This is a genomic window from Acinetobacter sp. B-6 (genome assembly GCF_056930735.1).
In genome coordinates this window covers 40,306-61,808 of the sequence record NZ_JBXPBY010000001.1, presented here as the reverse complement: position 1 = coordinate 61,808, position 21,503 = coordinate 40,306, and the positions used below count along the sequence as shown (strand labels likewise).

Below are 21,503 nucleotides of genomic sequence, written 5' to 3'. Positions count from 1 at the left end.
CTGATCTCAATCAACTTAAACTAAAAAACAGGAGCACCGACATGATTCACACCATTATTGTTCCAGGCGTTGGTGGAAGCGATTACGATCACTGGCAGTCTAAATTACAACGTGAACTCATGTCTTGCTCTCGTGTGCAACAACAGGATTGGAACTTACCTATATTAAAAGACTGGGTTGCTGAATTTGTCAGAACTGTATTGAATGCGCCTCAGCCTGTTCAAATTGTTGCACATAGTTTTGGTTGCTTGACGACTGTTGCAGCTTTGGCACAACATCCTGAAATTACTGCTAAAGTGAGAAAAATTATTTTAGTTGCACCAGCCAATCCTGCACGTTTTGGTGAAGCTGGCTTTGCTCGGAATAGTATCGGAAATTATGAACATTATTTTCAAACCATAAATATTACTGTTCCAACTGAAATGATTATTTCCGAAAATGACCCTTGGTTAGATTTTGAAGATGCACAAAAATTGGCACGCGCTTGGAAAATAAAACCAAGAAATTTAGGTCAAGTGGGTCATATCAATATCGCTTCAGGCTTTGGACATTTTCCAGAAATTTATGATCACTTAATCATAGAGCAACAAAAAATCTTTATGAGTAATACTGATGATACCAAGTTGTTTTTTAAATTTGCAATTTAACCATTGCCTTTTAAGCTTGCAAAAATCGTTTTAAATTTGCTTATTGATTTCAATAAGCTTTCTCTCTTTTGAGGAGTCATCATGTCGCAGCGATCCCGAGTGCTGCCAGGTTTTGGTCTTTCACTAGGCTTCACCCTAGCGTATCTATCTTTAATCGTACTGATACCACTTTCTGCCGTATTCATAAAATCATTAGGCGTAGGTTGGGATGGTTTATGGGAAATCTTGAGCTCTGAACGTATTTTAAAATCATTACAGCTCAGTTTTACCACCGCTCTCATTGCAGCCTTGATCAATGTGATTTTTGGTTTTTTATTGGCGTGGTGCTTAGTGCGTTATTCATTTCCAGGCAAACGTATAGTCGATGCTCTGGTCGACTTACCTTTTGCTTTACCTACCGCTGTTGCAGGTATTGCTCTGACCTCTCTATATGCGTCAACAGGTTGGATTGGACAATTGCTTGAACCATTAGGGATTAAAATCGCCTATACATCTCTGGGTATTACCTTAGCCCTGATTTTTATCGGAATCCCTTTCGTTGTACGCACAGTGCAACCTGTATTGAGCGACCTTGAAACAGAACTGGAAGAAGCCGCTTCTGCACTCGGTGCTAATCGTTTTCAAATCGTGACTAAAATCATTTTACCTATTCTCTTCCCAGCATTGTTAACCGGTTTTGCTTTAGCATTTGCACGGGGCGTTGGTGAATATGGTTCAGTTATTTTTATTGCAGGGAACATTCCTTACGAAACTGAAATTGCACCGTTAATGATTATTACTCGTTTAGAAGAATATGACTATGCTGGAGCAACCACCATTGCAGTTGTAATGCTCATTATTTCTTTCTTTATCTTGTTCCTGATTAACTTGGTTCAGGCATGGGCAAGTCGCCGCACAGGGAGAACTGCACGATGAGCTTAAATACCAACAGCAATGCTTTGGCTGAAAAACTACAGTCTCGTGATGCAACCCGTGAACCAACATGGGTCCGATATACCTTACTCATCATCGGGTTACTCTTCTTTTTGGGCTGTTTAGTGCTCCCATTGGTGCTGATTTTTGTTGAGGCATTTAAGCAAGGGATTCAAGTTTATTTCGCATCATTGATCGATCCATACACCTTGTCAGCCGTAAAACTCACCTTACTCACAGCAGCAATTGCAGTTCCACTTAATGTCATTTTTGGTGTTACTGCCGCATGGTGTGTCGCTAAATTTAATTTCCGTGGCAAGTCTATCCTCACCACGATCATTGATACACCGTTTTCTGTATCACCAGTGATTGCAGGTTTGATGCTGGTTCTGATCTTTGGTTCGCAAGGTTGGATTGGGTCATGGTTAATTGAACATGACATTAAAATTCTATATGCCACACCTGCAATCATCATTGCCACCGTATTTATTACCGTTCCATTTGTTGCCCGTGAATTAATTCCACTCATGGAAGCTCAAGGTACAGAGGAAGAAGAAGCAGCTATTGTACTCGGCGCATCAGGTTGGCAAACCTTTTGGAAAATCACCATTCCCAACATTAAATGGGGTCTGATCTACGGCGTAATTTTGTGTAATGCGCGTGCAATGGGTGAGTTTGGTGCAGTGTCGGTCGTATCTGGGCATATCCGTGGTGAAACCAATACTTTACCCTTACATATTGAAATTTTATATAACGAACCAAATTCGATTAGTGCTGCTTTTGCGGTTTCGACCTTGTTAGCATTTTTGGCAATTATTACCCTTATTTTAAAAACATGGGTTGAATATCGCCAAGAAAAACAAGACCGTGAAAGTAAAGAATCTACTGTTTCTTAAGGAATTGCACATGAGTATTCAAGTTAAAAATATTGAAAAAAACTTTGGTGCATTCCATGCACTTAAAAACATCTCTCTGGATTTTCCAGAAGGTCAACTGGTTGCCTTACTTGGACCTTCAGGTTGTGGTAAAACCACACTACTTCGTATTATCGCTGGTCTAGAATCAGCAGATCGAGGTCAAGTGATTCTTGAGGGTACAGACGCAACCAATATTCACGTACGTGAACGTCAAGTAGGCTTTGTATTTCAGCATTATGCTTTATTTCGCCATATGACCGTATATGACAATATCGCATTTGGTTTACGTGTTCGTCCTAAATCTACGCGTCCAAATGAAACTGAAATAAAAAAGCGTGTCACACGTTTGCTGGATCTGGTTCAGTTGGGTTTCTTGGCAGATCGCTATCCTGCGCAACTGTCTGGTGGTCAACGTCAACGTATTGCTTTGGCACGTGCCTTAGCTGTTGAACCACGTGTTTTATTATTGGATGAACCATTTGGTGCACTAGATGCCAAGGTCCGTAAAGAATTGCGTCGTTGGCTCAGAACCTTACATGATGAGTTGCATATCACCTCTATTTTCGTTACCCATGACCAAGAAGAAGCATTGGAAGTCGCCGATCAAATCGTGGTGATGAATAAAGGTGACATCGAACAGATTGGCTCGCCACGAGAAGTTTATGAGAAACCGGCAACACCATTTGTCTTTGACTTTTTAGGTCAAGCGAATCGATTTGAAGGTGAGAACCATCAAGGTATTATTCAAATTGGTGATGATCGAATCCAACTGCCTTCAACACAAAATACGGCTGATGGTAAAGTGATTGCTTTTGCTCGACCAAATGAATTGAGAATTCACGCACAACCGACTGAAAATGCAATTCAAGCAACCTTCTTACGTGAATTATGGATTGCCGGTAAAGTCATGGCGGAGTTACAAGATCGCCAAGGACAACTGATTGAAATTGCTTTAAATCCAGAAGAAGCAAAATTACATCAATACAGACCAAATCAAACAGTTTGGGTAAGTGCATCTACACTTCACCTATTTGAAAATCAAGTCGCGTAATCGTCGACAGGATGAGTACTCCCCACCTACTCATCCACATTTGAGGTATGGAACATCATGAACTTTCAACAATTACGAATTATCCGAGAAACGGTTCGTCAAAACTACAATTTAACTGAAGCTTCAGCTGCACTTTACACATCTCAATCAGGTGTCAGTAAACACATCAAAGATTTAGAAGATGAATTAGGTGTGCAACTGTTTGTTCGTAAAGGCAAACGCCTATTAGGCTTAACAGAACCTGGACAAGCCTTACTCAGTATTGTTGAACGTATGTTGATTGATGCTGACAACATTAAACGTCTTGCAGATGACTTTAATAAAGTCGATGAAGGGACATTAACGATTGCAACAACACATACCCAAGCACGTTATGTGTTACCCCCAATCGTGAATTTATTTAAAAAAGCATTTCCGAAAGTGCATTTGATTTTACAACAAGCCAGTCCCGTTGAAATTTCAGAAATGTTACTTTTAGGCTTGGCAGATATTGGTATTGCGACTGAATCACTGACAACCGAAGAAAACTTGGGAAGCGTGTCATTCTATAATTGGAAACACAGCATTATTACCCCTCAAGACCATCCACTGACTAAACTTAATCCTAAAGACATTACTTTAGAAAAATTGGCTGAATATCCAATCATTACTTATCACGGTGGTTTCACAGGTCGTTCAAAAATTGATAAAGCCTTTGAAGATGCCAATCTTGATGTTGATATCGTGATGTCTGCACTGGATGCCGATGTGATAAAAACCTATGTTGAGCTTGGCATGGGTGTTGGTATTGTCAATGATGTGGCTTACGATACAGAACGTGATCATCGTTTAAAACAAATTGATACTGATATTTTTGGTTTAAATACCACTTGGATTGCAGTACGTAAAGGTCATTTACTGCGTGGTTATGGTTATGAGTTTATTTCACTCTGCTCACCAGAGGCTGATATTAAAGCCTTAAAGAAAATCGCCTATCCTGAAGATTAAGTTTATACATGAAACTTAATCAGCCAAGCAGATAAGAAAGAGCGCATTTTTGCGCTCTCTCTTCATTAAATTAAAATATCCAAAAGCACAACACATATTCTTAAGAAAAACTAAAACTATTGATTTTATTTATTATTTATCAAAAGATAACCTTTTTAGTATAAAATTTAGCCTGAATCATATTTTAATATTGTCATTTTGGGGACAAGGATGAATTATCAGATCTGGGGTTTAGCCATCGGGGGCGTTATTCCTCTATTTAGTCATGCCGCAGGTATGGAAAAATCTGATCAATCCGTCCGCACATTTCTTGAACCGAATCATTACCTAGAACTATCTTATGCTGAGCTTTATGCAGATGTATCTGGGCAATTACCTCAACACGAACAATTAAAACAACAAGGTATAGATGATTTTTCAACAGGCAACTTGGTCAATACTTATCATTTCATCAATGCAGCAGCAAAATTACAAATCGCACCACAGTGGTCATTTGGTTTAATCTACGACCAACCTTATGGTGTTGACATTGCTTATCAATACCGCCCTCAGACTAATCATGGAAAACAACTTTTAGAGTCTGGTCAATTTAATTTTGATAGTCAAAATCTCACCATGTTGGTGGGTTATCAACCTACTAGTCGTTGGAATATCTACACTGGGGCGGTCTATCAACAATTTGAAGGCGAATTAAATATTTTTGGTGCAAACTATTCAGCACTGAGTGGCTATCAGGCAAAATTTAAGCAAAGTGCTGGTCATGGATGGTTAGCAGGTTTAAGTTATCAAATTCCAGAATATGCCTTAAAAAGCTCACTGACTTATCGATCTAAAATCAATCATCAATCAGCAGTGACAGAGTATATTTCTGGGCAAAATTTAACAGTAATTCCGTTTGAAAAAACGCGAATTTCTACACCACAATCTGTCAATTTAGAAATTCAGTCTGGTTTAACAGCAAACAATATTGTTTATAGTCAGCTTCGTTGGGTCAATTGGAAAGACTTTGAAATTCAGCCTAGACAATTTGGTGCTGTGGTTGATTATGCAGCCCAACAATATCCTGAATTAATCAAACCCTTCAATCTGATTGACTATAAAAACAATCAATGGTCTGCAAAACTCGGTATTGCCCATATGCTTTCAGATCAATGGCTTACCACAGCTGATATATCATGGGATTCGGGCAATGATAATCCTGCTGGAACGCTCAATCCTTCTGACGGCTTTTATGCATTAGGCTTAGGCAGCTTATATAACATCAATAAAAACAGTTTTATTTCGTATGGCATCAAATATTTTCGATTTAATAAAGCAAATATTGCAGATTTGGACGCGAATAACCCAATCACTCAAAATTCAACTTTATCCGAAGTAGGTCGAAATACTGCATTTGCACATGGAATTCGTATTGGGTACCGTTTTTAGCTTAGTTTGATCATTTATTCTATACATAAAAAAACGAGCCGAAGCTCGTTTTTTCTATACAAATCCCGAATGAATTACCAGTGGTAGCTTACACCTACTTTACCTACTGGAAGCCATTGATATTTGTCATCGTTACGGATTTTATTTTCTAAACGATCAGCTGCATCTGCGCCAGAAGTTGGATCTAAACTACCCACCTCTTGTAAACCAACAGCTTTTAAGTTAGCTGATGGATTACCTGTGTAATAAGCACCAACTTCACCAAATACACCTATATTTTTGGTGATTTTTGGAGCCCAACCAAAGCCGATGTATGGTGCAATTTGGTTATCATAATCTACTTTACCATTGATACTACCATTACCTGTTGGCGCATAATAGTTTTTACCATCAATTTTCAAAGTATCATTTGAGTTATGTAATGATTTCTTCAAATCATATTTACTGTCAACATACCCCACACCAGCTGCTACATAAAGACCTTGAGCCAATGCATTTTCACTTGCACCCCAAGGACGAATTTCAGCATTTAAGTAAGTCAGGTTGTTGTCTAAATCCATGTCATATTTAGTGCCATCAATAGACAAATCATCAGACCAAGAAATATCACCACCATTATAACCCAATGCTAAACCAACATAAGGGTTAGCAGTCCAAAGTAGAGCACCGCCGTAACCAGTTGTACCTACTTCAAGACGAGCACCTGTCGGGATTAATTGATTAGCTTCAAAAGCATAACCTTGATCAACAACAGACCCATCAGCCATTGCTAGACCAGAAGCAGATAATGCAGCTGTTACCGCTAATAGTTTTAACACTTTCATTTATGTCTCCTCAAAAAATAGAGTTTGTTCTTTAATCATTAATGTGTTTGGTTCGAAATGATAATATGTGATTCGATCTACAGAATTAATAGAGAAATTGATTACTTTTTGTTATTTTTTGATACAATTAGATATTAATTGTTGTTTTTAAAAGAAATAAATTAAATTAAAACTTAATAATTCACTTATTTGATTGTTTTATTTTAAATTATGGGATGAGTTTTTTCGATTGAAACTAGATTTTATCTCTAATTTGAGTCCAATTTGGTGTAGAATCTTTAAAATTTTTTTGGGAAGGATGATTATGTCTCAGCTTTCAACGATCATTGAACAAGCGTTTGAAAACCGTGCCAACTTTACAGCAGTAGATTGCCCTGCTGAAGTACGTCAAGCTGTTGAAGAAGCTATTGCTGGTTTAGATAACGGCACACTTCGCGTAGCTGAAAAAATTGACGGTGAATGGGTGGTTCACCAATGGTTGAAAAAAGCTGTTTTATTATCTTTTAAATTAAATGATAACAAACCAATCGAATCTTGTGACCTTCGTTTCTATGACAAAGTAGATACTAAGTTTAAAGGTTGGACAGAAGAGCAATTTAAAGCTTCTGGTGTACGTGTTGTACCTCCTGCTGTAGCGCGTAAAGGTTCATTTCAAGCTAAAAATGTTGTATTGATGCCATCATATGTCAACATTGGTGCTTATGTAGATGAAGGTACGATGGTTGACACTTGGGCGACTGTAGGTTCATGTGCTCAAATTGGTAAAAATGTTCACCTTTCAGGTGGTGTAGGTATTGGTGGTGTACTTGAGCCACTTCAAGCGAACCCAACAATCATTGAAGACAATTGCTTTATCGGTGCACGTTCTGAAATCGTTGAAGGTGTGATTGTTGAAGAAGGTTCTGTGATTTCAATGGGCGTTTTCATCGGTCAATCAACCAAGATTTATGATCGTGAAACTGGTGAAATCCATTATGGACGTGTACCAGCAGGTTCTGTTGTTGTTTCAGGCAGCTTACCATCTAAATGTGGTACATATAGCTTATATGCAGCAATTATTGTCAAGAAAGTAGATGCGAAAACTCGTGCAAAAACCAGCTTGAACGAATTACTTCGCGAAGACTAAGCTTTATTCATTCTTGGTTGCATTTTAGATTTATTATCGATCTAAAGCACCAAGCGGAGTCATCAATGCTCCCATCTCTACGGTCAACAATGATCGTAGAGATTTTTCATTTTGTAATCTGTGGTAAATCTCATGAGTTCTCTTCGTTCTTCAACTATTCCTGTTTCTGATCCATCTGCGGGGTTGCGTATCACGGAGATTTTCTATTCATTACAAGGTGAAGCCAATACTTTAGGTTTACCTACTGTTTTTATTCGATTAACAGGTTGCCCACTACGTTGCACCTATTGTGATACCACTTATTCTTTTGAAGGTGGCGAACGTCAATCACTTGATCAAATTATTCAAACTGCTTTAGATTATAAAACTCCCTATATTTGTGTTACAGGTGGAGAGCCACTTGCTCAACCCAATGCACTGCCATTAATGCAACGTCTTGCTGATTTGGGCTGTGAGGTTTCTTTAGAAACCAGTGGTGCACTGGATGTTTCCAAAGTTGACTCTCGTGTTTCCAAAGTTTTAGATTTAAAAACACCTACTTCAGGTGAAGTAACTCGAAATTTAATCACTAACTTTGAACATTTGACCCCACACGACCAAATCAAATTTGTGATTTGTAATCGTGAAGACTATGAATGGTCAAAACAGCAAGTAGAACACTATGCTTTAAATCAAAAAGTCAGCACTGTATGGTTCTCACCTGCTTTTGCTGTTGAAAAAGGTGCAACACGTTTACCACAACTGGCACGTGATTTAGCCCAATGGATTTTAGAAGACCATCTCCCTGTTCGTTTCCAATTGCAGTTACATAAATTGCTTTGGAATGATGAAACTGGTCGTTAATCTACCGTTATTTATTAATATTTGGAGAATTGGATATGCGCCCTCGTGCCATAGTTTTGCTATCTGGTGGCTTAGACTCAACAACTTGCTTAGCATGGGCTCAAGCCAATTATGACTGTATCGCATTAAGTTTTATGTATGGTCAACGCTCAACTACAGAACTTGATGCGGCATGTGCTTTAACCAAAAATGCTGGTGTAGAACATCGTGTCATCAATATTGATTTGGGTAATTTAGGTGGTTCTGCACTTACAGACCATAACATTGATGTGCCTGATCATGAAACTGATGGTATTCCTGTAACTTATGTTCCAGCACGTAACACTATTTTCTTGTCTTATGCACTCGCAGCAGCGGAAGTTTTTGATGCCCAAGCCATTGTCATCGGCATCAATGCTGTTGATTATTCAGGATATCCTGACTGTCGTCCTGAATTTATCGAAGCTTTCGCCAATATGGCTCGACTTGCCACTAAAGTTGGAGTAGAAGGAAAACCTCTTAAATTTGAAACACCTCTGTTACATTTATCCAAAGCGAATATAATACGCTTAGGGATCGAACATGGCGTAGACTATAGTCAAACGGTTTCATGCTACCAAGCAGATGACCAAGGACGTGCTTGTGGCAAATGTGATAGCTGCCGACTTCGTAAAGAAGGCTTTAAAGATGCAGGTATTGCAGACCCAACACGTTATATACCGCAATAACAAGGTACTGTTTATGAAAAATTTAAAATCAAGTCTTATTCTTTCTGCTTTATTTTCAGCTTCGGCTTTAATGGGATCTACGGCTTTCGCTGCTGAGTCAAATGCAATTCAACAAGCCTATAAAAGTGCCAATGTTAAATCTGCACTGATTGGTGTTTGTAAAACAGAAACTGCGAAAGGTGGGAAACTCACTGCCGCTGAAGTTAGCAAATACTGTACATGTGCTGTTGAATCTGACGGTAAATTGACCAATGATCAAAAATGGCAAATTCAAAGTGCCATTAACCAAAAGAAAAGCCCAGCAACTTTAGCTTTCGTTCAAAAAAATAACCAAGACCTTCAAACTTGTTTTGGTCCTCAGTTAACAGGTAAATTAAAAACCTTAACTGAAGAAGCAATGAAAGCTGCACAAGCGAAGAAATAATTCTTGTTGTGTCCAAGAGCCTGCCTATGCAGGCTCTTTTTATATGTAAATGGTATAAATACGATGCATAATTCATGGAACAGAACTGTAATACAACAGCAAAAGTTTGTTGCATCCTATAGTGGTGGTAAAGATAGTAGTCTCGCCTTATATCACGCATTGCAAACGGGTGAAGCTATTGTTCTGATTGTCATGCTTGAAGAACAAGGACTTAAATCTCGTTCTCACGCAATGCCACTTGATATTATAGATGCACAGGCTGAGTTGATTGGTTTACCGATATTAAAAGCATCAGCAACTTGGAATGACTACGAACAACAGTTTTTAAGCCTGCTAAAGCAAGCCAGACGATTAGGTGCTGAAACGCTTGTAACTGGAGATATTGATCTGATTCAACATGCTCAATGGAATCAATCCATGTGTGATCAAAGCCAATTAAATTTGGTCATGCCTTTATGGCAGAAACCGCGGCTTGACATTGTTAGCGAATTTATTGGATTAGGGTTTGTCAGCATAATTGTCACGATCAACTTAAATCTAGGTATGCGAGTTGAAGATCTTAGTAAAACACTAACCGTTGAGTTTGTAAAAGAATTGATTGAGCGTGGAATTGATCCTTGTGGTGAGGCGGGTGAATTTCATATCACCCTTATTGATGGTCCTATTTTTAAAGCACCACTTTTGCTTGATAAAGGTGATATTCTCTATCATGAAAATTATGCCTTTTTAACACTACAACTTAAACAAAATCATCTTGAAGGATAACCTATGACTGAACAAATCAAACTTCCAAATCAAAAGTTTCCAACAACAACTGGTGAAATTAACCTTTCTGAACTCAGTACAGATTGGTTGGTTCTATATTTTTATCCGAAGGACTCCACACCGGGTTGTACAACTCAAGCGGTTGGTTTTTCATGCATCAAAGATCAATTTGACGCATTGAACACAACGATTATTGGTGTTTCTCGTGATTCAGTCAAAGCACATCAGAACTTCACTGAGAAGCAATCATTGACCATTAATCTCATCAGCGACAAAGATGAAACGTTATGCAAACACTTTGACGTGATCAAAGAAAAAAATATGTATGGTAAAATAGTGATGGGAATAGAACGCTCAACATTTATTTATCATCAAGGCAAGTTGATCAAGGAATATCGCAAAGTAAAAGCTGCGGGACACGCTGAACAAGTTTTAGAAGATTTAAAAACCTTGCAAAAAGCTTAATGATGGTTATCCCCCCTACTCGCACTAAAGTTGAAATATTTTTAGGCTAGCAGGGGGATTTAAAATATTCTCAAACATGGATATTTTAAATACTCAACAATCATTAGTGTTTTCAATCCAAATTCCTTCTTAATCTGTTAGCGCATATGGATCAAAGCACCAGCGATAAAGCAATTGCCCACATCACTAACCCAATAATGAAATCTAAAATTTGCCATGATCTTTGATTTTGAAAAATTGGCAATAAAAAACGTGCGCCAAAACCCAAGCTAAAAAAGAATAACCACGATGCAGTCACCGCACCCATTGCAAAATACACAGCAGTAGATTCAAACTTGGTTGAGATCGAACCAATCAACACCACTGTATCCAGATATACATGTGGATTAAGCCAAGTTAAGGCAAGACAAATCATGACCATTTTAAACAGCTGAGACTCATTGTTTTCACTTGGAGCCAGACCGCTGGACGCTCTAAAAGCTTGAATAAAATGTTGTACCCCATAGACCAATAAAAAAATCGCACCAAAATATTTTGCCCAATCGACAAATTCAGGATGAGTTTGGATAATTTTTGCAAAGCCTAACACGCCCAATAAAATCAAAATCGAATCTGATGCAGCGCAAACCACGCAAATCCAAAATACATTTTGTTTTTTTAAACCTTGTTTAAGTACAAATGCGTTTTGTGCGCCAATTGCAATAATCAAACTAAACCCAACTGCCAAACCCTGCATATAACTCTGCAACATCTCGAACTACACTTTTAACATATTAATGAATGTTGCTATTATCCAAATTAAGTTGATAAAATGAGTATTTCTAAATAAATTTCAATTTAACTAAATTTTTCTTACTTTATATTTATCGTTATAATTGAACGACGATATAACACAGCAAAATAACAGCTACGAATTAATAGGATAATCATGCTACAAAGCAAACACAGTGAAGCTTTTCTGGCTGTTGCGGAGACTGGAAGTTTTGAACAAGCTGCAATACGACTGAATATCACCGCTTCAGCAGTCACACTTCGTGTACAAACTTTAGAGAAACAACTTGGACAAGTGCTGATTATTCGAGAAAGACCTTGCAAAGTCACTCAAGCAGGACAAGACGTTTTACTTTTTCTACAGCATCATCGCTTAATGGAGCAAAATTTAATTCAGAGTTTACAAGGACAATCTGCACAATCCCAATTTTTTAAATTAAATATTGCCTCAAATGCCGACTCACTTACCACTTGGCTGCTTCCCCTTTTTCAACAAACCTTAATCAAAGAAAAAATTGTGATTAATTTTAAGATTGATGATCAAACCCAAACCCATCATTTGCTTGAGGCGGGACTGGTCAATGCCTGTATCTCTACCGAGGCGCAAGCGATGAAAGGTTGTGAAGCCATTCATTTAGGCAAAATGAATTATCAAATGGTGGCAACCCCATCATTTGTGCAAAAGTATTTAGCTCAAGGTGTACATCGGGAAGTGCTTAGACATACGCCAGCTGTGATTTTTAATGATAAAGATCATATTCATGGCGAGGTTTTACAACAGCTCTTTGGCTTAATGCCAAACAGCTACCCTTGCCACTTTATTCCCTCCACCAATTCATTTGTCGATGCTATTTTGCTTGATCTTGGCTATGGCATGGTGCCTGAAATGCAAATTCAGAAAGAATTATCTACGGGGCAATTGGTAGAAATTTTACCTAAAGCTAGAACAGATTTACATCTCTATTGGCATCATTGGAAACAGCAGTCTAAGCAATTGGATCAGTTAACTTCCACATTGATCTCACATACGCAAACGATTTTAATCTAATATCAAAAGTCACAAATCAGTTAAACTAATCAATTAAAAATGGAGTATTACCATATCTTTAGCCAATAAATTTGATCAAAAATTATTCTTTTTATCTTATATAAGATAAATATGTGATATATTATTGTATATACAAAATTGAATGTTTTTTATGGAACTGTATTTCGAATGGGATGAGGAAAAGAACCAAAAGAATCAGAAAAAACATGATGTCTCTTTTGAAACAGCAAGCCTCATTTTTGAAGATCCATTACGGATATCAATCCAAGATAGACATACTGATGGCGAAGAACGTTGGCAATCCATTGGTATGGTTAAAGGCGTACTAATGCTTTTAGTTGCTCACACCATCTTTGATGAAGATGACTGTGAAATCATACGAATCATTAGTGCAAGACAAGTAACCAAAGCAGAGCGGGATAAATATGAGCATGGTTAGATATACACGCAAAGAACTGAATGATAATTTCAGTGACAAGCAAGATGCTGAAATTAAACGCTTGCTTGAGAAAGGATCAACTCCTGATGAGCAATTAGACTTATCGGATATTCCTGAAATTACTGAGTGGAGTCATGCTGTTCGTCATGGGCAATTCTATCGCCCAGTGAAGCAACAGACTTCTGTTCGCCTTGATGCTGATGTACTTGCATGGTTAAAAGAACAAGGTAAAGGCTATCAGACACGCATAAATAAAATTCTGCGTGAAGCTATGTTAAAAGATTTAAAAAATCATTAATAATCTTATAGGGTTAAGGAAATGTACTACTTCGCAGAGGATCCCTTCTAGGTAATGTTACCTAGGAGGAAAAATGAAAAAACTGAAATATCAGTATCATCAAACTATAGAAGAAAATGGTAATGATTGCTTCTATTTTTGGAAACGTTATCCAAATATCAAAAGCTTTTATTTTAAACATTTTAGTAATAAACAAGAGAGAAGCTTTTATTTTCTTCATTATATTGAATATAAAGACTATTCTCTTAAAATTCGAGTAGCACGTGGTGCTGGTTTACCTCATGTATGGGATGAGTTTCCAACTTATATCTACAAAGTGGCTAAAAGTTGGAAGCATAATTCTAAAAGATCACATCAGTACTACAAAGAACATGAGCAAAACTAAAGGTGGGAGCGATAGGCTCCCATTTTCTTATTCGTATAACGGCCATTATGTCAATTTTAGGAAAGCTTAAATACATATTATTGCTAATTATTATTACTTATAGTTATTTGATGAAAATATTAGATAAACTCATTAGCCTTGAATTAGCAATTGGTTCGTCATTAAGTCAGAAGGCTAATTTAATCCTCTCTTTTTTATTTGCTCTAATTTTTTATAGAAGTCGCTCTTTCTATTGAGAATAAAACTTAAATATGTGTTTTTGCAGATATGCTACTTTTTTGGCAAAGATACATTATTTTAAAGTTAAGAAATAAAGACCTAAATGAATTATGTTAATTTTAAGAGCACTTAATTTATTATCTTTGATAATACTATGAATAATTTATCAATAAGTTCTTTCAACAGACCCTTGATTAAATCTTGGTTTGGATTTTCTGTGGGTGCAATTTCTGTTGGAATAAGTTTAATAGAGTTGTTCGAAACTTTTACTCTAGCTAAAATTTTAAGTACTTTAAGTTTCTTATGCTTTTGGTATCCTTGGAGCCAAATGACACATTGGAATAATTCTATAAAAATAAAAACCTTTTTAATATCTTATCAACACCCTAAAAAACGCCCAAAAGCCGATTTAGAAACAAGTCGGCTTTTTTTATGAGCAGATATGATAATTCTTGCTAAGTAAAGCATCGCCTAAACAAATCTATTGCAGCTTTAGAATTAAAGCATGACATTGAAAGCTTTATGATTTACACAATTTCTAAAGCTGTACAAATCATTAAAAGTATAGCTTTTGAAGATTATTGAAGTTAAATAATTCCTTCATCCTTCATTGCTTTCTGTACCGAGGGATGTTGTTCCATACGATGCATAAATCTTTGTAATGCCTTGAGATGACTAAGATCCAAATTGATAAACGATGCCCAACGAGTAACCACAAATAGATAAATATCTGCAATTGTAAAACCCTGCCCCAATACATTTTCTGAATCAGCAAATTGCTGATCTACCCATGCATATTGCTTTAATAATTTTTCTCTGAAAATATCTTTACTCGCCTCATCAAAGCCTTTTTGGAAAAAAGGCGCATAGGATTTATGCAATTCTGAACTTATATAATTCATCCATTCTAATACCTTATAGCGCTTCAAATCGCCTAATGCTGGTAATAAATCAGTATTTTTCATTGTTTCAGCCAAGTACTGACTGATAATCGCCCCCTCACTTAGATGCAATCCCTCATCTGTAATCAGAAATGGGACTTGCCCTTTCGGATTGATTTTCAAAAAATCTTGTCCATCTTCTGTTTGGTGGTTTTTAAATGAAACACTGACTAATTTAAAATCTTTTCCAATTTCTTGTAGCACAATATGCGGAGCCAGTGAACATGCACCTGCAGTATAAAAAAGTCTCATCGATTAGTTCCCTGAATTGATTTAAGCTCATGCTATCCTTAACATCATGAACAATAAATACGCATAATATCAATTCACTTATTACATGGTGTATATAATGGATACAGCATTAAATCGAACAATGTTCAGCAATATTGAAATATTCTGTTTAGTTGCTGAACAACAAAGTTTTTCCAATGCTGCTCATCAAGCAGGTTTAACACCAGCAGCCGTGAGTAGATCCATTGCTCGGCTTGAACAACGGCTAGGTCTGCAACTATTTAGCAGAACCACTCGTAAAGTGCGCTTAACTCAAGCAGGTGAAGAATATTTTTTTGAATGTAAACAGGTACTGAAACAGATTATTGCAGTTGAACAGAGATTAAAGAATGATTCAGCACAACTATCAGGAATTATTCGGATAAGTTTACCTACACCGTTTGGGCATTTTAGAGTACTTCCACTTTTACCTAAATTCCAAAAGCTTTATCCTGAAATTAAATTTGAAATACAACTCACCAATAAAAATGTTGACTTTATTACAGAAGGATTTGATCTTGCCATTCGCGGTCGAAATATTCCTGACTCAAATCTCATTGCCCGTCGTTTAGAAAATGCTGATCTACTTATAGCCGCATCACCAGAATACTTAAAGAAAAATGGCATTCCCTCGAATATTACTGACTTACAGCATCATCAATGTATTCAATACTTATTACCGAGTACGGGAAAAGCACTGCCTTGGTCTATTTTACTCAATCAAGAAATCATGGATATTCAAACACAAGGATATTTAAGTTGTAATGAGGATATTTTAGCGACCATTACGCTTGCTCGCTATGGGGCTGGTCTATTGCAAACATGTCGATTTGCGATTGAAGATGATTTAAAGCAGGGACGGCTGATTGAAGTCCTACAACAATATGCTGGGGCGCAACGACCTTTTTCGTTGTTATATCCTAAAATTAAATATGAACAACGACATATCCGTTTGTTCATTGATTTTCTAATCGAGCATTTAAGCACTTCAATTTAGATTAAATCGAATACAGATACTCAATTATTTTAGTACCCAACTTGGCATTTTTATTTTGCTTTCCATTGCCCAGAAACCTGAATATTAACTTTCTCCCCGACGCCACCTATTGCCTTTTTCATGCCAAAATCACTACGTTTAATGGTTGTTGACGAGGTAAAATCCAATAATTTTGGATCATTGGAATGAGGTTTAATCGTCGCCTTAAATGTTACCGGTTTAGTTACATTTCGTAACGTTAACTGACCTAAAATTAAATATTGATGATTGGCTAATGGTTTAAAAGAAGTGCTTTTAAAACTTGCAGTTGGATATTTTTCTGCATAGAACAAATCTTGCCCCATAATCATATTTTTTAATGATGATTTACTGATACTTAGGCTATTTACATCCATCACAAATTGAGTCGATGCAGATTGAGGAGTATTTATATCAAAATCTAGTTGCGACTGAACCTTTTGAAACTGCCCTTTAACAATATTGACTCCCAATGAGTCAATGTGAAAACCTACCTGGCTATTTGCTGTCAAAGACCAAGTTGCTGCATAAGCGGAAAGTGCGAAAATCGAACAACTACATAGAGCAATACTCTTTGTTGCAACTGATTTAAAATTCATAGACCGCTCCAAATCTTGTTTTGCTATTTTTTATCCTGCTCTACAGTGTATTGCATCAGCATCAAAATAGATTAGGGTCTGTGGACAATTCGTCTATGTTTGCGACTAGGTGTGTTTTTTAGGCGATTCTAGGCGCGAAATACGAAATTTAGTCATTCTAAATGAGTAGTTCGTAACGACGAAGCGACAAAAAACACGCTAGTCCCGAAGGGTTGTGGCTAAAATTATCTCAGGCTACGTTATGAAACTTAAAAATAGTCTCGCTATTCTCTTCATTTCATGCCTTGCCTGCTCAATTTTAACCTACAACGCAAGCCATTTATGAAATATCCATAGACCCTAAAGATTTGATTTGTCTTCGGTTTGGTATTTGTATTTTAATTGTTGGTAAATTTCGGTTTTTTGAAATTCCGCTAAAAACTCTGCTGTGCCTAGTGGAAATTCAGCTTGATAAATTTCACCACGATAATACGCCTCACGTAGCGGTGTGGCAGAAATAGAACCTACCAAGCTGTCCAGCTCAACCATTTCCCATTCAGGAAAAAGCTTTAAATAATAAGAAGAATCATCTTTAAAATGTCCAATTAAACCAATTTTATCGTGGTCTAATACAACACCATTGACCAATGATTTAACCAATTCAACCCATTTGGTATCATTATAAACATCAATCACATGAACAAATTTAATTCGCTTTTGATCTGCTGCTGAGAAATTTGACAAAATCATCTGTTCCCTTTCTGAAGCCAGAAAAGGATTTTTGGTATTCCGCTCATTCTGTGCCGACCCTAACGCCAAAATCACGAAATGACTCTGTTGTAATGCAATTTTGATGGTTTGCATGTGCGCTAAATGAAAAGGCTGGAAACGTCCAATATAAACCAGATAATCAAATTTATAAGTCATAAAGCAAATTTTTTATGAACTCATCAGTTGCAACATAAATTCAAATATGCGACATAATGAGGGCATAAAATCCAATTAAATTTTAAAGCAAGGATAGTACGATGACACTCAGTTGTATTCAACAACCTCATCAACATTTAAACGCAAATTTAGAAAATGGTGTACTGACTTTAGCAATTAATCGACCAGAAGCTAAAAATGCACTGTACGGAGAACTCTATCTTTGGATTGCTAAAGCATTAGACGAAGCAGATCAAGACAATGATGTTCGTGTAGTCATTTTACGTGGTGCCGAAGCAGATTTTAGCGCAGGAAATGATATGAAAGACTTTATGGCTTTCATTCAACAGCCACTTGAAGGCAAGGAAGGAGACGGTCCTCCTTTTGTTTTACTTAAAGCCGCTGCACGTTTATCTAAACCTTTAATTTGTGCAGTACGTGGTGTTGCAATCGGGATCGGTGTAACGATTCTTTTACATGCAGATTTGGTTTATGCAGACAATACTGCACTGTTCCAGATTCCATTTGTAAGCTTAGGATTATCACCTGAAGGCGCTTCAAGCAAACTTTTAATTCAACAGGCAGGCTATCACAAAGCAGCTGAACTGTTGTTAACAGCACAAAAATTTAACAGTGAAAAAGCTTTAAATGCGGGGCTAATTAATAGTATTGAAGACGATGTTTATGGTCATGCACTTCATCAAGCTCAAACGCTTGCCGCGCTTCCATTTGCATCAATCAAACAAACCAAAGCATTAATGAAGCACAATCTCGAAGAAATTATTCAATGTGTAGATGATGAAGCAGTCATCTTTATGCAACGAGTAAAATCACCAGAAATGGCAGAAGCCGTCGCCGCATTTATGCAAAAGCGCAAGCCAAACTTTTCACAGTTTAATTAATTCATTTCATCCGAAAAACCACTGTATTACAAATATTCAGTGGTTTTTTTTATTTCTGATTCTCTAAAATTGAACGATTCAACATTCAGTACAAATATTATGTCTCAAGATTCATCAAGCACTAAAAAACGTTATTACGAACCGGCTCCGCAAGATATCGATATTGAAAATTTTCGAAAAGTCATTGAAAGCCGTCGTTCGGTTCGTAAATTCACTGAAAAACAAATTCCTGCGGAAGTGTTAGATGCATGTTTAGATTTGGCATTGCTTGCGCCTAACTCATCTAATTTACAACCGTGGACGTTCTATGTGGTTCAATCTGAATCTAAAAAGAAACAACTGATTAAAGCGTGTCTCAATCAATTATCAGCCAAAACTGCGGCAGAATTAATCGTCTGTGTAGCTCGAATAGACCGTATTGATGAAATGGCAAAAATGAATCTAAGTGATTTTCCATTTCCAGAAGCACCAAGAGCGGTCAAGCAATATTATAAGTTTATCGCCTATAACTATAAAACAGGTTATCTCAATGCTCTCGGTAACTTTAAAAAAGTGGCTTTTAAAGTTGCACGAACTTTAGATAAACAGCTTCCTGTTACTGCATTTAATCCTGCGGATGCTCAACTTTGGGCAAGTAAAACCACAGCTTTGGCTTGTGAAAATCTGGTCCTTGCTTTACGTGCTTATGGTTTTGATAGCTGTATGATGGAAGGTTTTGATGAGCCTTTAGTCCGTAAAATTCTCAACTTAGGTCATAAAGAATTTCCAATCATGGTCATCAGTGCTGGTGAGCGCGCTGAGGATGGTGTGTTTTTCCCACAATATCGCTTTGATCGTAAATTATTCATTCAAAAAGTTTAATTTTAAAGCACAAGCTAACCCGCTCTCTAAAGGGCGGGTATATTTTAGCTAGATGTTGATATCAATCATTTGAATAAATTCAAAAGCTGGTTCTTCATAGGGATGACTTGCTTTTAAAGCTATTGCAACAGCTTTAGCTGTATGCTCTGGAACAATGATTTCTACACGCCATTCAGGCAGTTGTTCTAAATGACCTAACTCCCCAATAAAAGGCTTCGCTCCCTTTATTGGTTTAAATTGTCCCATACCTAATACTTGCCATGCACAATGCTCGTAGTCCCCAATTCCTCCAGCACCCGCATCAAAAATGGCTTGCTTGGTGATTTCCAAATGGGATTCAGGAACATAATAAATAAGTTTAAGCATAGACACACTCCAGATCAAAACCAATTCGCTTATCTTTAAACGACCATGAGACTACGGTTTAAGTTTAAGGTCATATCCAGTTCTACTCTTGGTTTCAAATGCCTCATCTCGATCGATCTTATATAAAATTAAGTCTGATAAATAAATACTTCTTGGAAGTTTGATCAGTGCTGTGATCTGATTATAAATATAAAACCCCATTTTAGCTTCAGTATCAAATTTGCGTTTATAAAAAACTAAAGCCACTTGATACAAGATGACCAATAACATGATTGCAAAATATAGATAGGTGAAAAATACAAAGTCAGCAACCAAAGCAAAAAACAACCAAATAAAAAATAAGATTGCAGCCATCACAATGATCATGATTACACATTCAGCCCATCCATGATGTTGACTCAGAGTGGTGGGTTGATCTTCATCTAAGTATAAATACCGCTCTCGGTCGTATAAATACCAAATATAGTAGCCCTTCTCATCTGGAAATTCTGTTAAAACAACATCAACATTTCGTCCATTCTTGACATAAAACTCATCAAAATAACCATAAATCGGTAAGCCATTTAATGTTGCTGTAACCTCAAAAAAAGGGTCTGTGTCTTTTGCTGACAAGGGAATCTTTTGCGATCGAATATTGTTAATTTCGCCTTTTTGTGCTTGCAGCTTAAATTTAAGCTCTTGAAACTCAGTTAAATTTTCTCTATTCCGCTGATTGCACATTCTTTCAACCAATGCTTGAGATTGAATCAAATTATGCTTTTTAGAAATATTCAGTACATGCTCCATAAAATAAAGATCTGGAATGACTTCAAAATACGAGTTTGTCATCCTGAAATATTGGAGTTGCTGTTGTTCTAAACTAGGTAGTTGCAGTAATTTAAATACTTGATCTGCATATTGATATTGAGGATTGATCAGACGATGAACTAAAAAAAAGCAAGTCAACAGTACAGATAAACATAAAATACCGAAAACGTATTGGATAATATCAAAATAATAAACCGTGCTGTCCATGACCAATTGATAAATCACCAATTCTAAAACTAAAATTAAAATGATCCAAAATGTAGAAAACCATGTTTTATATAATTGATTAGATAGTTTTTTAGCGTTCACCTGATAGATTGCATCATTCAAATATAGCAATCCATCATCTAGTTTAAACACCGCGTCTATTTCATCATGTTTTCCATGGAAAATAATTTTGACGCGATCACCCACCTTAAAATAGAAATCACTTTTTAATGGGAATGTATAATTCATTTGATCAATCACTAAGCGAAATTGTTCAGTATTTTTATCATATGACGTTGTTGCGATGGTACCTTCGACACATCGCATCGTTAAGTTTTCCAAACGTGCTCCCTTTATTGTTAAATTTCTAGAA

27 protein-coding genes are annotated in these 21,503 nt (G+C 36.8%); 20 read left to right on the top strand and 7 right to left on the bottom strand.

Translation table 11 applies throughout. The features are described from left to right. Positions 1-41: 41 nt before the first annotated feature. From AC1Z3T_RS00300 to AC1Z3T_RS00275, 6 genes are all read left to right on the top strand, one after another. A complete protein-coding gene (locus AC1Z3T_RS00300) occupies positions 42-647 on the top strand; it encodes an RBBP9/YdeN family alpha/beta hydrolase (protein WP_100885669.1) in 606 nt (201 codons plus the stop codon). Positions 648-728: 81 nt separating this feature from the next. Then, on the top strand, positions 729-1,562 hold the full coding sequence (gene cysT, locus AC1Z3T_RS00295; protein WP_004829315.1) for a sulfate ABC transporter permease subunit CysT: 834 nt from the start codon (positions 729-731) through the stop codon (positions 1,560-1,562). Further along, complete coding sequence (cysW, locus tag AC1Z3T_RS00290) at positions 1,559-2,455, top strand: sulfate ABC transporter permease subunit CysW (protein ID WP_004829318.1); 897 nt, start codon at positions 1,559-1,561, stop codon at positions 2,453-2,455. The genes cysT and cysW overlap by 4 nt, the downstream gene beginning before the upstream one ends. A gap of 10 nt (positions 2,456-2,465) precedes the next feature. Next, positions 2,466-3,527 carry a sulfate/molybdate ABC transporter ATP-binding protein gene (locus AC1Z3T_RS00285; RefSeq protein ID WP_004829320.1) on the top strand — a complete coding sequence of 354 codons (1,062 nt, stop codon included), beginning with the start codon at positions 2,466-2,468 and terminating at the stop codon, positions 3,525-3,527. Between the two features lie 57 nt (positions 3,528-3,584). Then, positions 3,585-4,514: a CysB family HTH-type transcriptional regulator gene (locus AC1Z3T_RS00280; RefSeq protein ID WP_004829323.1), complete on the top strand. Its 930-nt coding sequence runs from the start codon at positions 3,585-3,587 to the stop codon at positions 4,512-4,514. A gap of 210 nt (positions 4,515-4,724) precedes the next feature. Further along, on the top strand, positions 4,725-5,942 hold the full coding sequence (locus tag AC1Z3T_RS00275; RefSeq protein ID WP_100885671.1) for an outer membrane protein transport protein: 1,218 nt from the start codon (positions 4,725-4,727) through the stop codon (positions 5,940-5,942). Positions 5,943-6,016: 74 nt separating this feature from the next. On the opposite strand, the gene carO is transcribed toward AC1Z3T_RS00275, so the two are convergent. Continuing rightward, positions 6,017-6,766 carry an ornithine uptake porin CarO gene (gene carO / locus AC1Z3T_RS00270; RefSeq protein ID WP_009584129.1) on the bottom strand — a complete coding sequence of 250 codons (750 nt, stop codon included), beginning with the start codon at positions 6,764-6,766 and terminating at the stop codon, positions 6,017-6,019. Between the two features lie 304 nt (positions 6,767-7,070). Here carO and dapD point away from each other — a divergent pair, with 304 nt between their 5' ends. From dapD to AC1Z3T_RS00240, 6 genes are all read left to right on the top strand, one after another. Further along, on the top strand, positions 7,071-7,892 hold the full coding sequence (gene dapD, locus AC1Z3T_RS00265; RefSeq protein WP_004829328.1) for a 2,3,4,5-tetrahydropyridine-2,6-dicarboxylate N-succinyltransferase: 822 nt from the start codon (positions 7,071-7,073) through the stop codon (positions 7,890-7,892). Positions 7,893-8,024: 132 nt separating this feature from the next. Next, positions 8,025-8,735: a 7-carboxy-7-deazaguanine synthase QueE gene (gene queE / locus AC1Z3T_RS00260; RefSeq protein WP_009584223.1), complete on the top strand. Its 711-nt coding sequence runs from the start codon at positions 8,025-8,027 to the stop codon at positions 8,733-8,735. Between the two features lie 35 nt (positions 8,736-8,770). After that, positions 8,771-9,442, top strand: a complete 672-nt coding sequence (queC, locus tag AC1Z3T_RS00255; RefSeq protein WP_100885672.1) for a 7-cyano-7-deazaguanine synthase QueC — start codon at positions 8,771-8,773, stop codon at positions 9,440-9,442. 13 nt (positions 9,443-9,455) lie between these two features. Continuing rightward, complete coding sequence (locus AC1Z3T_RS00250; protein WP_004829333.1) at positions 9,456-9,866, top strand: hypothetical protein; 411 nt, start codon at positions 9,456-9,458, stop codon at positions 9,864-9,866. Between the two features lie 63 nt (positions 9,867-9,929). Then, the gene (locus AC1Z3T_RS00245) at positions 9,930-10,631 is read left to right on the top strand and encodes a Dph6-related ATP pyrophosphatase (RefSeq protein WP_483396423.1); all 702 of its coding nucleotides are present in this window, start codon (positions 9,930-9,932) and stop codon (positions 10,629-10,631) included. 3 nt (positions 10,632-10,634) lie between these two features. Further along, a complete protein-coding gene (locus tag AC1Z3T_RS00240) occupies positions 10,635-11,096 on the top strand; it encodes a peroxiredoxin (RefSeq protein WP_004829336.1) in 462 nt (153 codons plus the stop codon). A gap of 151 nt (positions 11,097-11,247) precedes the next feature. On the opposite strand, the gene AC1Z3T_RS00235 is transcribed toward AC1Z3T_RS00240, so the two are convergent. Continuing rightward, entirely contained in the window at positions 11,248-11,847 is a 600-nt protein-coding gene (locus AC1Z3T_RS00235) for a LysE/ArgO family amino acid transporter (RefSeq protein ID WP_004829338.1), read from the bottom strand. A gap of 177 nt (positions 11,848-12,024) precedes the next feature. Here AC1Z3T_RS00235 and AC1Z3T_RS00230 point away from each other — a divergent pair, with 177 nt between their 5' ends. The 5 genes from AC1Z3T_RS00230 (at position 12,025) to AC1Z3T_RS00210 (ending at position 14,692) form a co-directional block, all read left to right on the top strand. Next, positions 12,025-12,915, top strand: coding sequence for a LysR family transcriptional regulator ArgP (locus tag AC1Z3T_RS00230; protein WP_100885674.1), 891 nt, complete (start codon positions 12,025-12,027; stop codon positions 12,913-12,915). Between the two features lie 151 nt (positions 12,916-13,066). Then, positions 13,067-13,354, top strand: a complete 288-nt coding sequence (locus AC1Z3T_RS00225) for a BrnT family toxin (protein ID WP_004829342.1) — start codon at positions 13,067-13,069, stop codon at positions 13,352-13,354. Continuing rightward, positions 13,341-13,652 carry a BrnA antitoxin family protein gene (locus AC1Z3T_RS00220; protein WP_035300040.1) on the top strand — a complete coding sequence of 104 codons (312 nt, stop codon included), beginning with the start codon at positions 13,341-13,343 and terminating at the stop codon, positions 13,650-13,652. The genes AC1Z3T_RS00225 and AC1Z3T_RS00220 overlap by 14 nt, the downstream gene beginning before the upstream one ends. 73 nt (positions 13,653-13,725) lie before the next feature. Beyond that, positions 13,726-14,037 (top strand): hypothetical protein, encoded by a 312-nt coding sequence (locus AC1Z3T_RS00215; RefSeq protein ID WP_004829346.1) that lies wholly within the window; start codon positions 13,726-13,728, stop codon positions 14,035-14,037. A gap of 373 nt (positions 14,038-14,410) precedes the next feature. Next, positions 14,411-14,692 carry a hypothetical protein gene (locus AC1Z3T_RS00210; RefSeq protein WP_228129447.1) on the top strand — a complete coding sequence of 94 codons (282 nt, stop codon included), beginning with the start codon at positions 14,411-14,413 and terminating at the stop codon, positions 14,690-14,692. Between the two features lie 151 nt (positions 14,693-14,843). Here AC1Z3T_RS00210 and gstA read toward each other — a convergent pair whose 3' ends face one another. Then, the gene (gene gstA, locus AC1Z3T_RS00205) at positions 14,844-15,449 is read right to left on the bottom strand and encodes a glutathione transferase GstA (RefSeq protein WP_004829348.1); all 606 of its coding nucleotides are present in this window, start codon (positions 15,447-15,449) and stop codon (positions 14,844-14,846) included. A 97-nt stretch (positions 15,450-15,546) separates the two neighbouring features. Here gstA and AC1Z3T_RS00200 point away from each other — a divergent pair, with 97 nt between their 5' ends. Further along, positions 15,547-16,464: a LysR family transcriptional regulator gene (locus AC1Z3T_RS00200; RefSeq protein WP_483396422.1), complete on the top strand. Its 918-nt coding sequence runs from the start codon at positions 15,547-15,549 to the stop codon at positions 16,462-16,464. Positions 16,465-16,514: 50 nt separating this feature from the next. Here the strand turns inward: AC1Z3T_RS00200 and AC1Z3T_RS00195 are convergent, their stop codons facing one another. Then, a complete protein-coding gene (locus tag AC1Z3T_RS00195) occupies positions 16,515-17,081 on the bottom strand; it encodes a YceI family protein (RefSeq protein WP_004829351.1) in 567 nt (188 codons plus the stop codon). A gap of 339 nt (positions 17,082-17,420) precedes the next feature. Beyond that, positions 17,421-17,987 (bottom strand): nicotinate-nicotinamide nucleotide adenylyltransferase, encoded by a 567-nt coding sequence (locus AC1Z3T_RS00190; protein WP_004829353.1) that lies wholly within the window; start codon positions 17,985-17,987, stop codon positions 17,421-17,423. 101 nt (positions 17,988-18,088) lie between these two features. Between AC1Z3T_RS00190 and AC1Z3T_RS00185 the strand changes: the two genes are divergently transcribed. Both AC1Z3T_RS00185 and AC1Z3T_RS00180 read left to right on the top strand, forming a co-directional pair. Beyond that, positions 18,089-18,889, top strand: coding sequence for an enoyl-CoA hydratase (locus tag AC1Z3T_RS00185; protein WP_100885676.1), 801 nt, complete (start codon positions 18,089-18,091; stop codon positions 18,887-18,889). A 99-nt stretch (positions 18,890-18,988) separates the two neighbouring features. Next, positions 18,989-19,750 carry a nitroreductase family protein gene (locus AC1Z3T_RS00180; RefSeq protein WP_009584121.1) on the top strand — a complete coding sequence of 254 codons (762 nt, stop codon included), beginning with the start codon at positions 18,989-18,991 and terminating at the stop codon, positions 19,748-19,750. Between the two features lie 48 nt (positions 19,751-19,798). On the opposite strand, the gene AC1Z3T_RS00175 is transcribed toward AC1Z3T_RS00180, so the two are convergent. Next, positions 19,799-20,116 (bottom strand): YqfO family protein, encoded by a 318-nt coding sequence (locus tag AC1Z3T_RS00175; RefSeq protein ID WP_100885677.1) that lies wholly within the window; start codon positions 20,114-20,116, stop codon positions 19,799-19,801. 51 nt (positions 20,117-20,167) lie between these two features. Next, positions 20,168-21,472, bottom strand: a complete 1,305-nt coding sequence (locus tag AC1Z3T_RS00170) for a hypothetical protein (protein WP_228153610.1) — start codon at positions 21,470-21,472, stop codon at positions 20,168-20,170. Positions 21,473-21,503 lie beyond the last annotated feature (31 nt).

What these genes read in the sequence shown, in the direction of transcription:
- AC1Z3T_RS00300 (WP_100885669.1), top strand. Translation starts at nt 42, where the DNA reads ATGATTCACACCATTATTGTTCCAGGCGTTGGTGGAAGCGATTACGAT.
- cysT (WP_004829315.1), top strand. Translation starts at nt 729, where the DNA reads ATGTCGCAGCGATCCCGAGTGCTGCCAGGTTTTGGTCTTTCACTAGGC.
- cysW (WP_004829318.1), top strand. Translation starts at nt 1,559, where the DNA reads ATGAGCTTAAATACCAACAGCAATGCTTTGGCTGAAAAACTACAGTCT.
- AC1Z3T_RS00285 (WP_004829320.1), top strand. Translation starts at nt 2,466, where the DNA reads ATGAGTATTCAAGTTAAAAATATTGAAAAAAACTTTGGTGCATTCCAT.
- AC1Z3T_RS00280 (WP_004829323.1), top strand. Translation starts at nt 3,585, where the DNA reads ATGAACTTTCAACAATTACGAATTATCCGAGAAACGGTTCGTCAAAAC.
- AC1Z3T_RS00275 (WP_100885671.1), top strand. Translation starts at nt 4,725, where the DNA reads ATGAATTATCAGATCTGGGGTTTAGCCATCGGGGGCGTTATTCCTCTA.
- carO (WP_009584129.1), bottom strand. Translation starts at nt 6,766, where the DNA reads ATGAAAGTGTTAAAACTATTAGCGGTAACAGCTGCATTATCTGCTTCT.
- dapD (WP_004829328.1), top strand. Translation starts at nt 7,071, where the DNA reads ATGTCTCAGCTTTCAACGATCATTGAACAAGCGTTTGAAAACCGTGCC.
- queE (WP_009584223.1), top strand. Translation starts at nt 8,025, where the DNA reads ATGAGTTCTCTTCGTTCTTCAACTATTCCTGTTTCTGATCCATCTGCG.
- queC (WP_100885672.1), top strand. Translation starts at nt 8,771, where the DNA reads ATGCGCCCTCGTGCCATAGTTTTGCTATCTGGTGGCTTAGACTCAACA.
- AC1Z3T_RS00250 (WP_004829333.1), top strand. Translation starts at nt 9,456, where the DNA reads ATGAAAAATTTAAAATCAAGTCTTATTCTTTCTGCTTTATTTTCAGCT.
- AC1Z3T_RS00245 (WP_483396423.1), top strand. Translation starts at nt 9,930, where the DNA reads ATGCATAATTCATGGAACAGAACTGTAATACAACAGCAAAAGTTTGTT.
- AC1Z3T_RS00240 (WP_004829336.1), top strand. Translation starts at nt 10,635, where the DNA reads ATGACTGAACAAATCAAACTTCCAAATCAAAAGTTTCCAACAACAACT.
- AC1Z3T_RS00235 (WP_004829338.1), bottom strand. Translation starts at nt 11,847, where the DNA reads ATGTTGCAGAGTTATATGCAGGGTTTGGCAGTTGGGTTTAGTTTGATT.
- AC1Z3T_RS00230 (WP_100885674.1), top strand. Translation starts at nt 12,025, where the DNA reads ATGCTACAAAGCAAACACAGTGAAGCTTTTCTGGCTGTTGCGGAGACT.
- AC1Z3T_RS00225 (WP_004829342.1), top strand. Translation starts at nt 13,067, where the DNA reads ATGGAACTGTATTTCGAATGGGATGAGGAAAAGAACCAAAAGAATCAG.
- AC1Z3T_RS00220 (WP_035300040.1), top strand. Translation starts at nt 13,341, where the DNA reads ATGAGCATGGTTAGATATACACGCAAAGAACTGAATGATAATTTCAGT.
- AC1Z3T_RS00215 (WP_004829346.1), top strand. Translation starts at nt 13,726, where the DNA reads ATGAAAAAACTGAAATATCAGTATCATCAAACTATAGAAGAAAATGGT.
- AC1Z3T_RS00210 (WP_228129447.1), top strand. Translation starts at nt 14,411, where the DNA reads ATGAATAATTTATCAATAAGTTCTTTCAACAGACCCTTGATTAAATCT.
- gstA (WP_004829348.1), bottom strand. Translation starts at nt 15,449, where the DNA reads ATGAGACTTTTTTATACTGCAGGTGCATGTTCACTGGCTCCGCATATT.
- AC1Z3T_RS00200 (WP_483396422.1), top strand. Translation starts at nt 15,547, where the DNA reads ATGGATACAGCATTAAATCGAACAATGTTCAGCAATATTGAAATATTC.
- AC1Z3T_RS00195 (WP_004829351.1), bottom strand. Translation starts at nt 17,081, where the DNA reads ATGAATTTTAAATCAGTTGCAACAAAGAGTATTGCTCTATGTAGTTGT.
- AC1Z3T_RS00190 (WP_004829353.1), bottom strand. Translation starts at nt 17,987, where the DNA reads ATGACTTATAAATTTGATTATCTGGTTTATATTGGACGTTTCCAGCCT.
- AC1Z3T_RS00185 (WP_100885676.1), top strand. Translation starts at nt 18,089, where the DNA reads ATGACACTCAGTTGTATTCAACAACCTCATCAACATTTAAACGCAAAT.
- AC1Z3T_RS00180 (WP_009584121.1), top strand. Translation starts at nt 18,989, where the DNA reads ATGTCTCAAGATTCATCAAGCACTAAAAAACGTTATTACGAACCGGCT.
- AC1Z3T_RS00175 (WP_100885677.1), bottom strand. Translation starts at nt 20,116, where the DNA reads ATGCTTAAACTTATTTATTATGTTCCTGAATCCCATTTGGAAATCACC.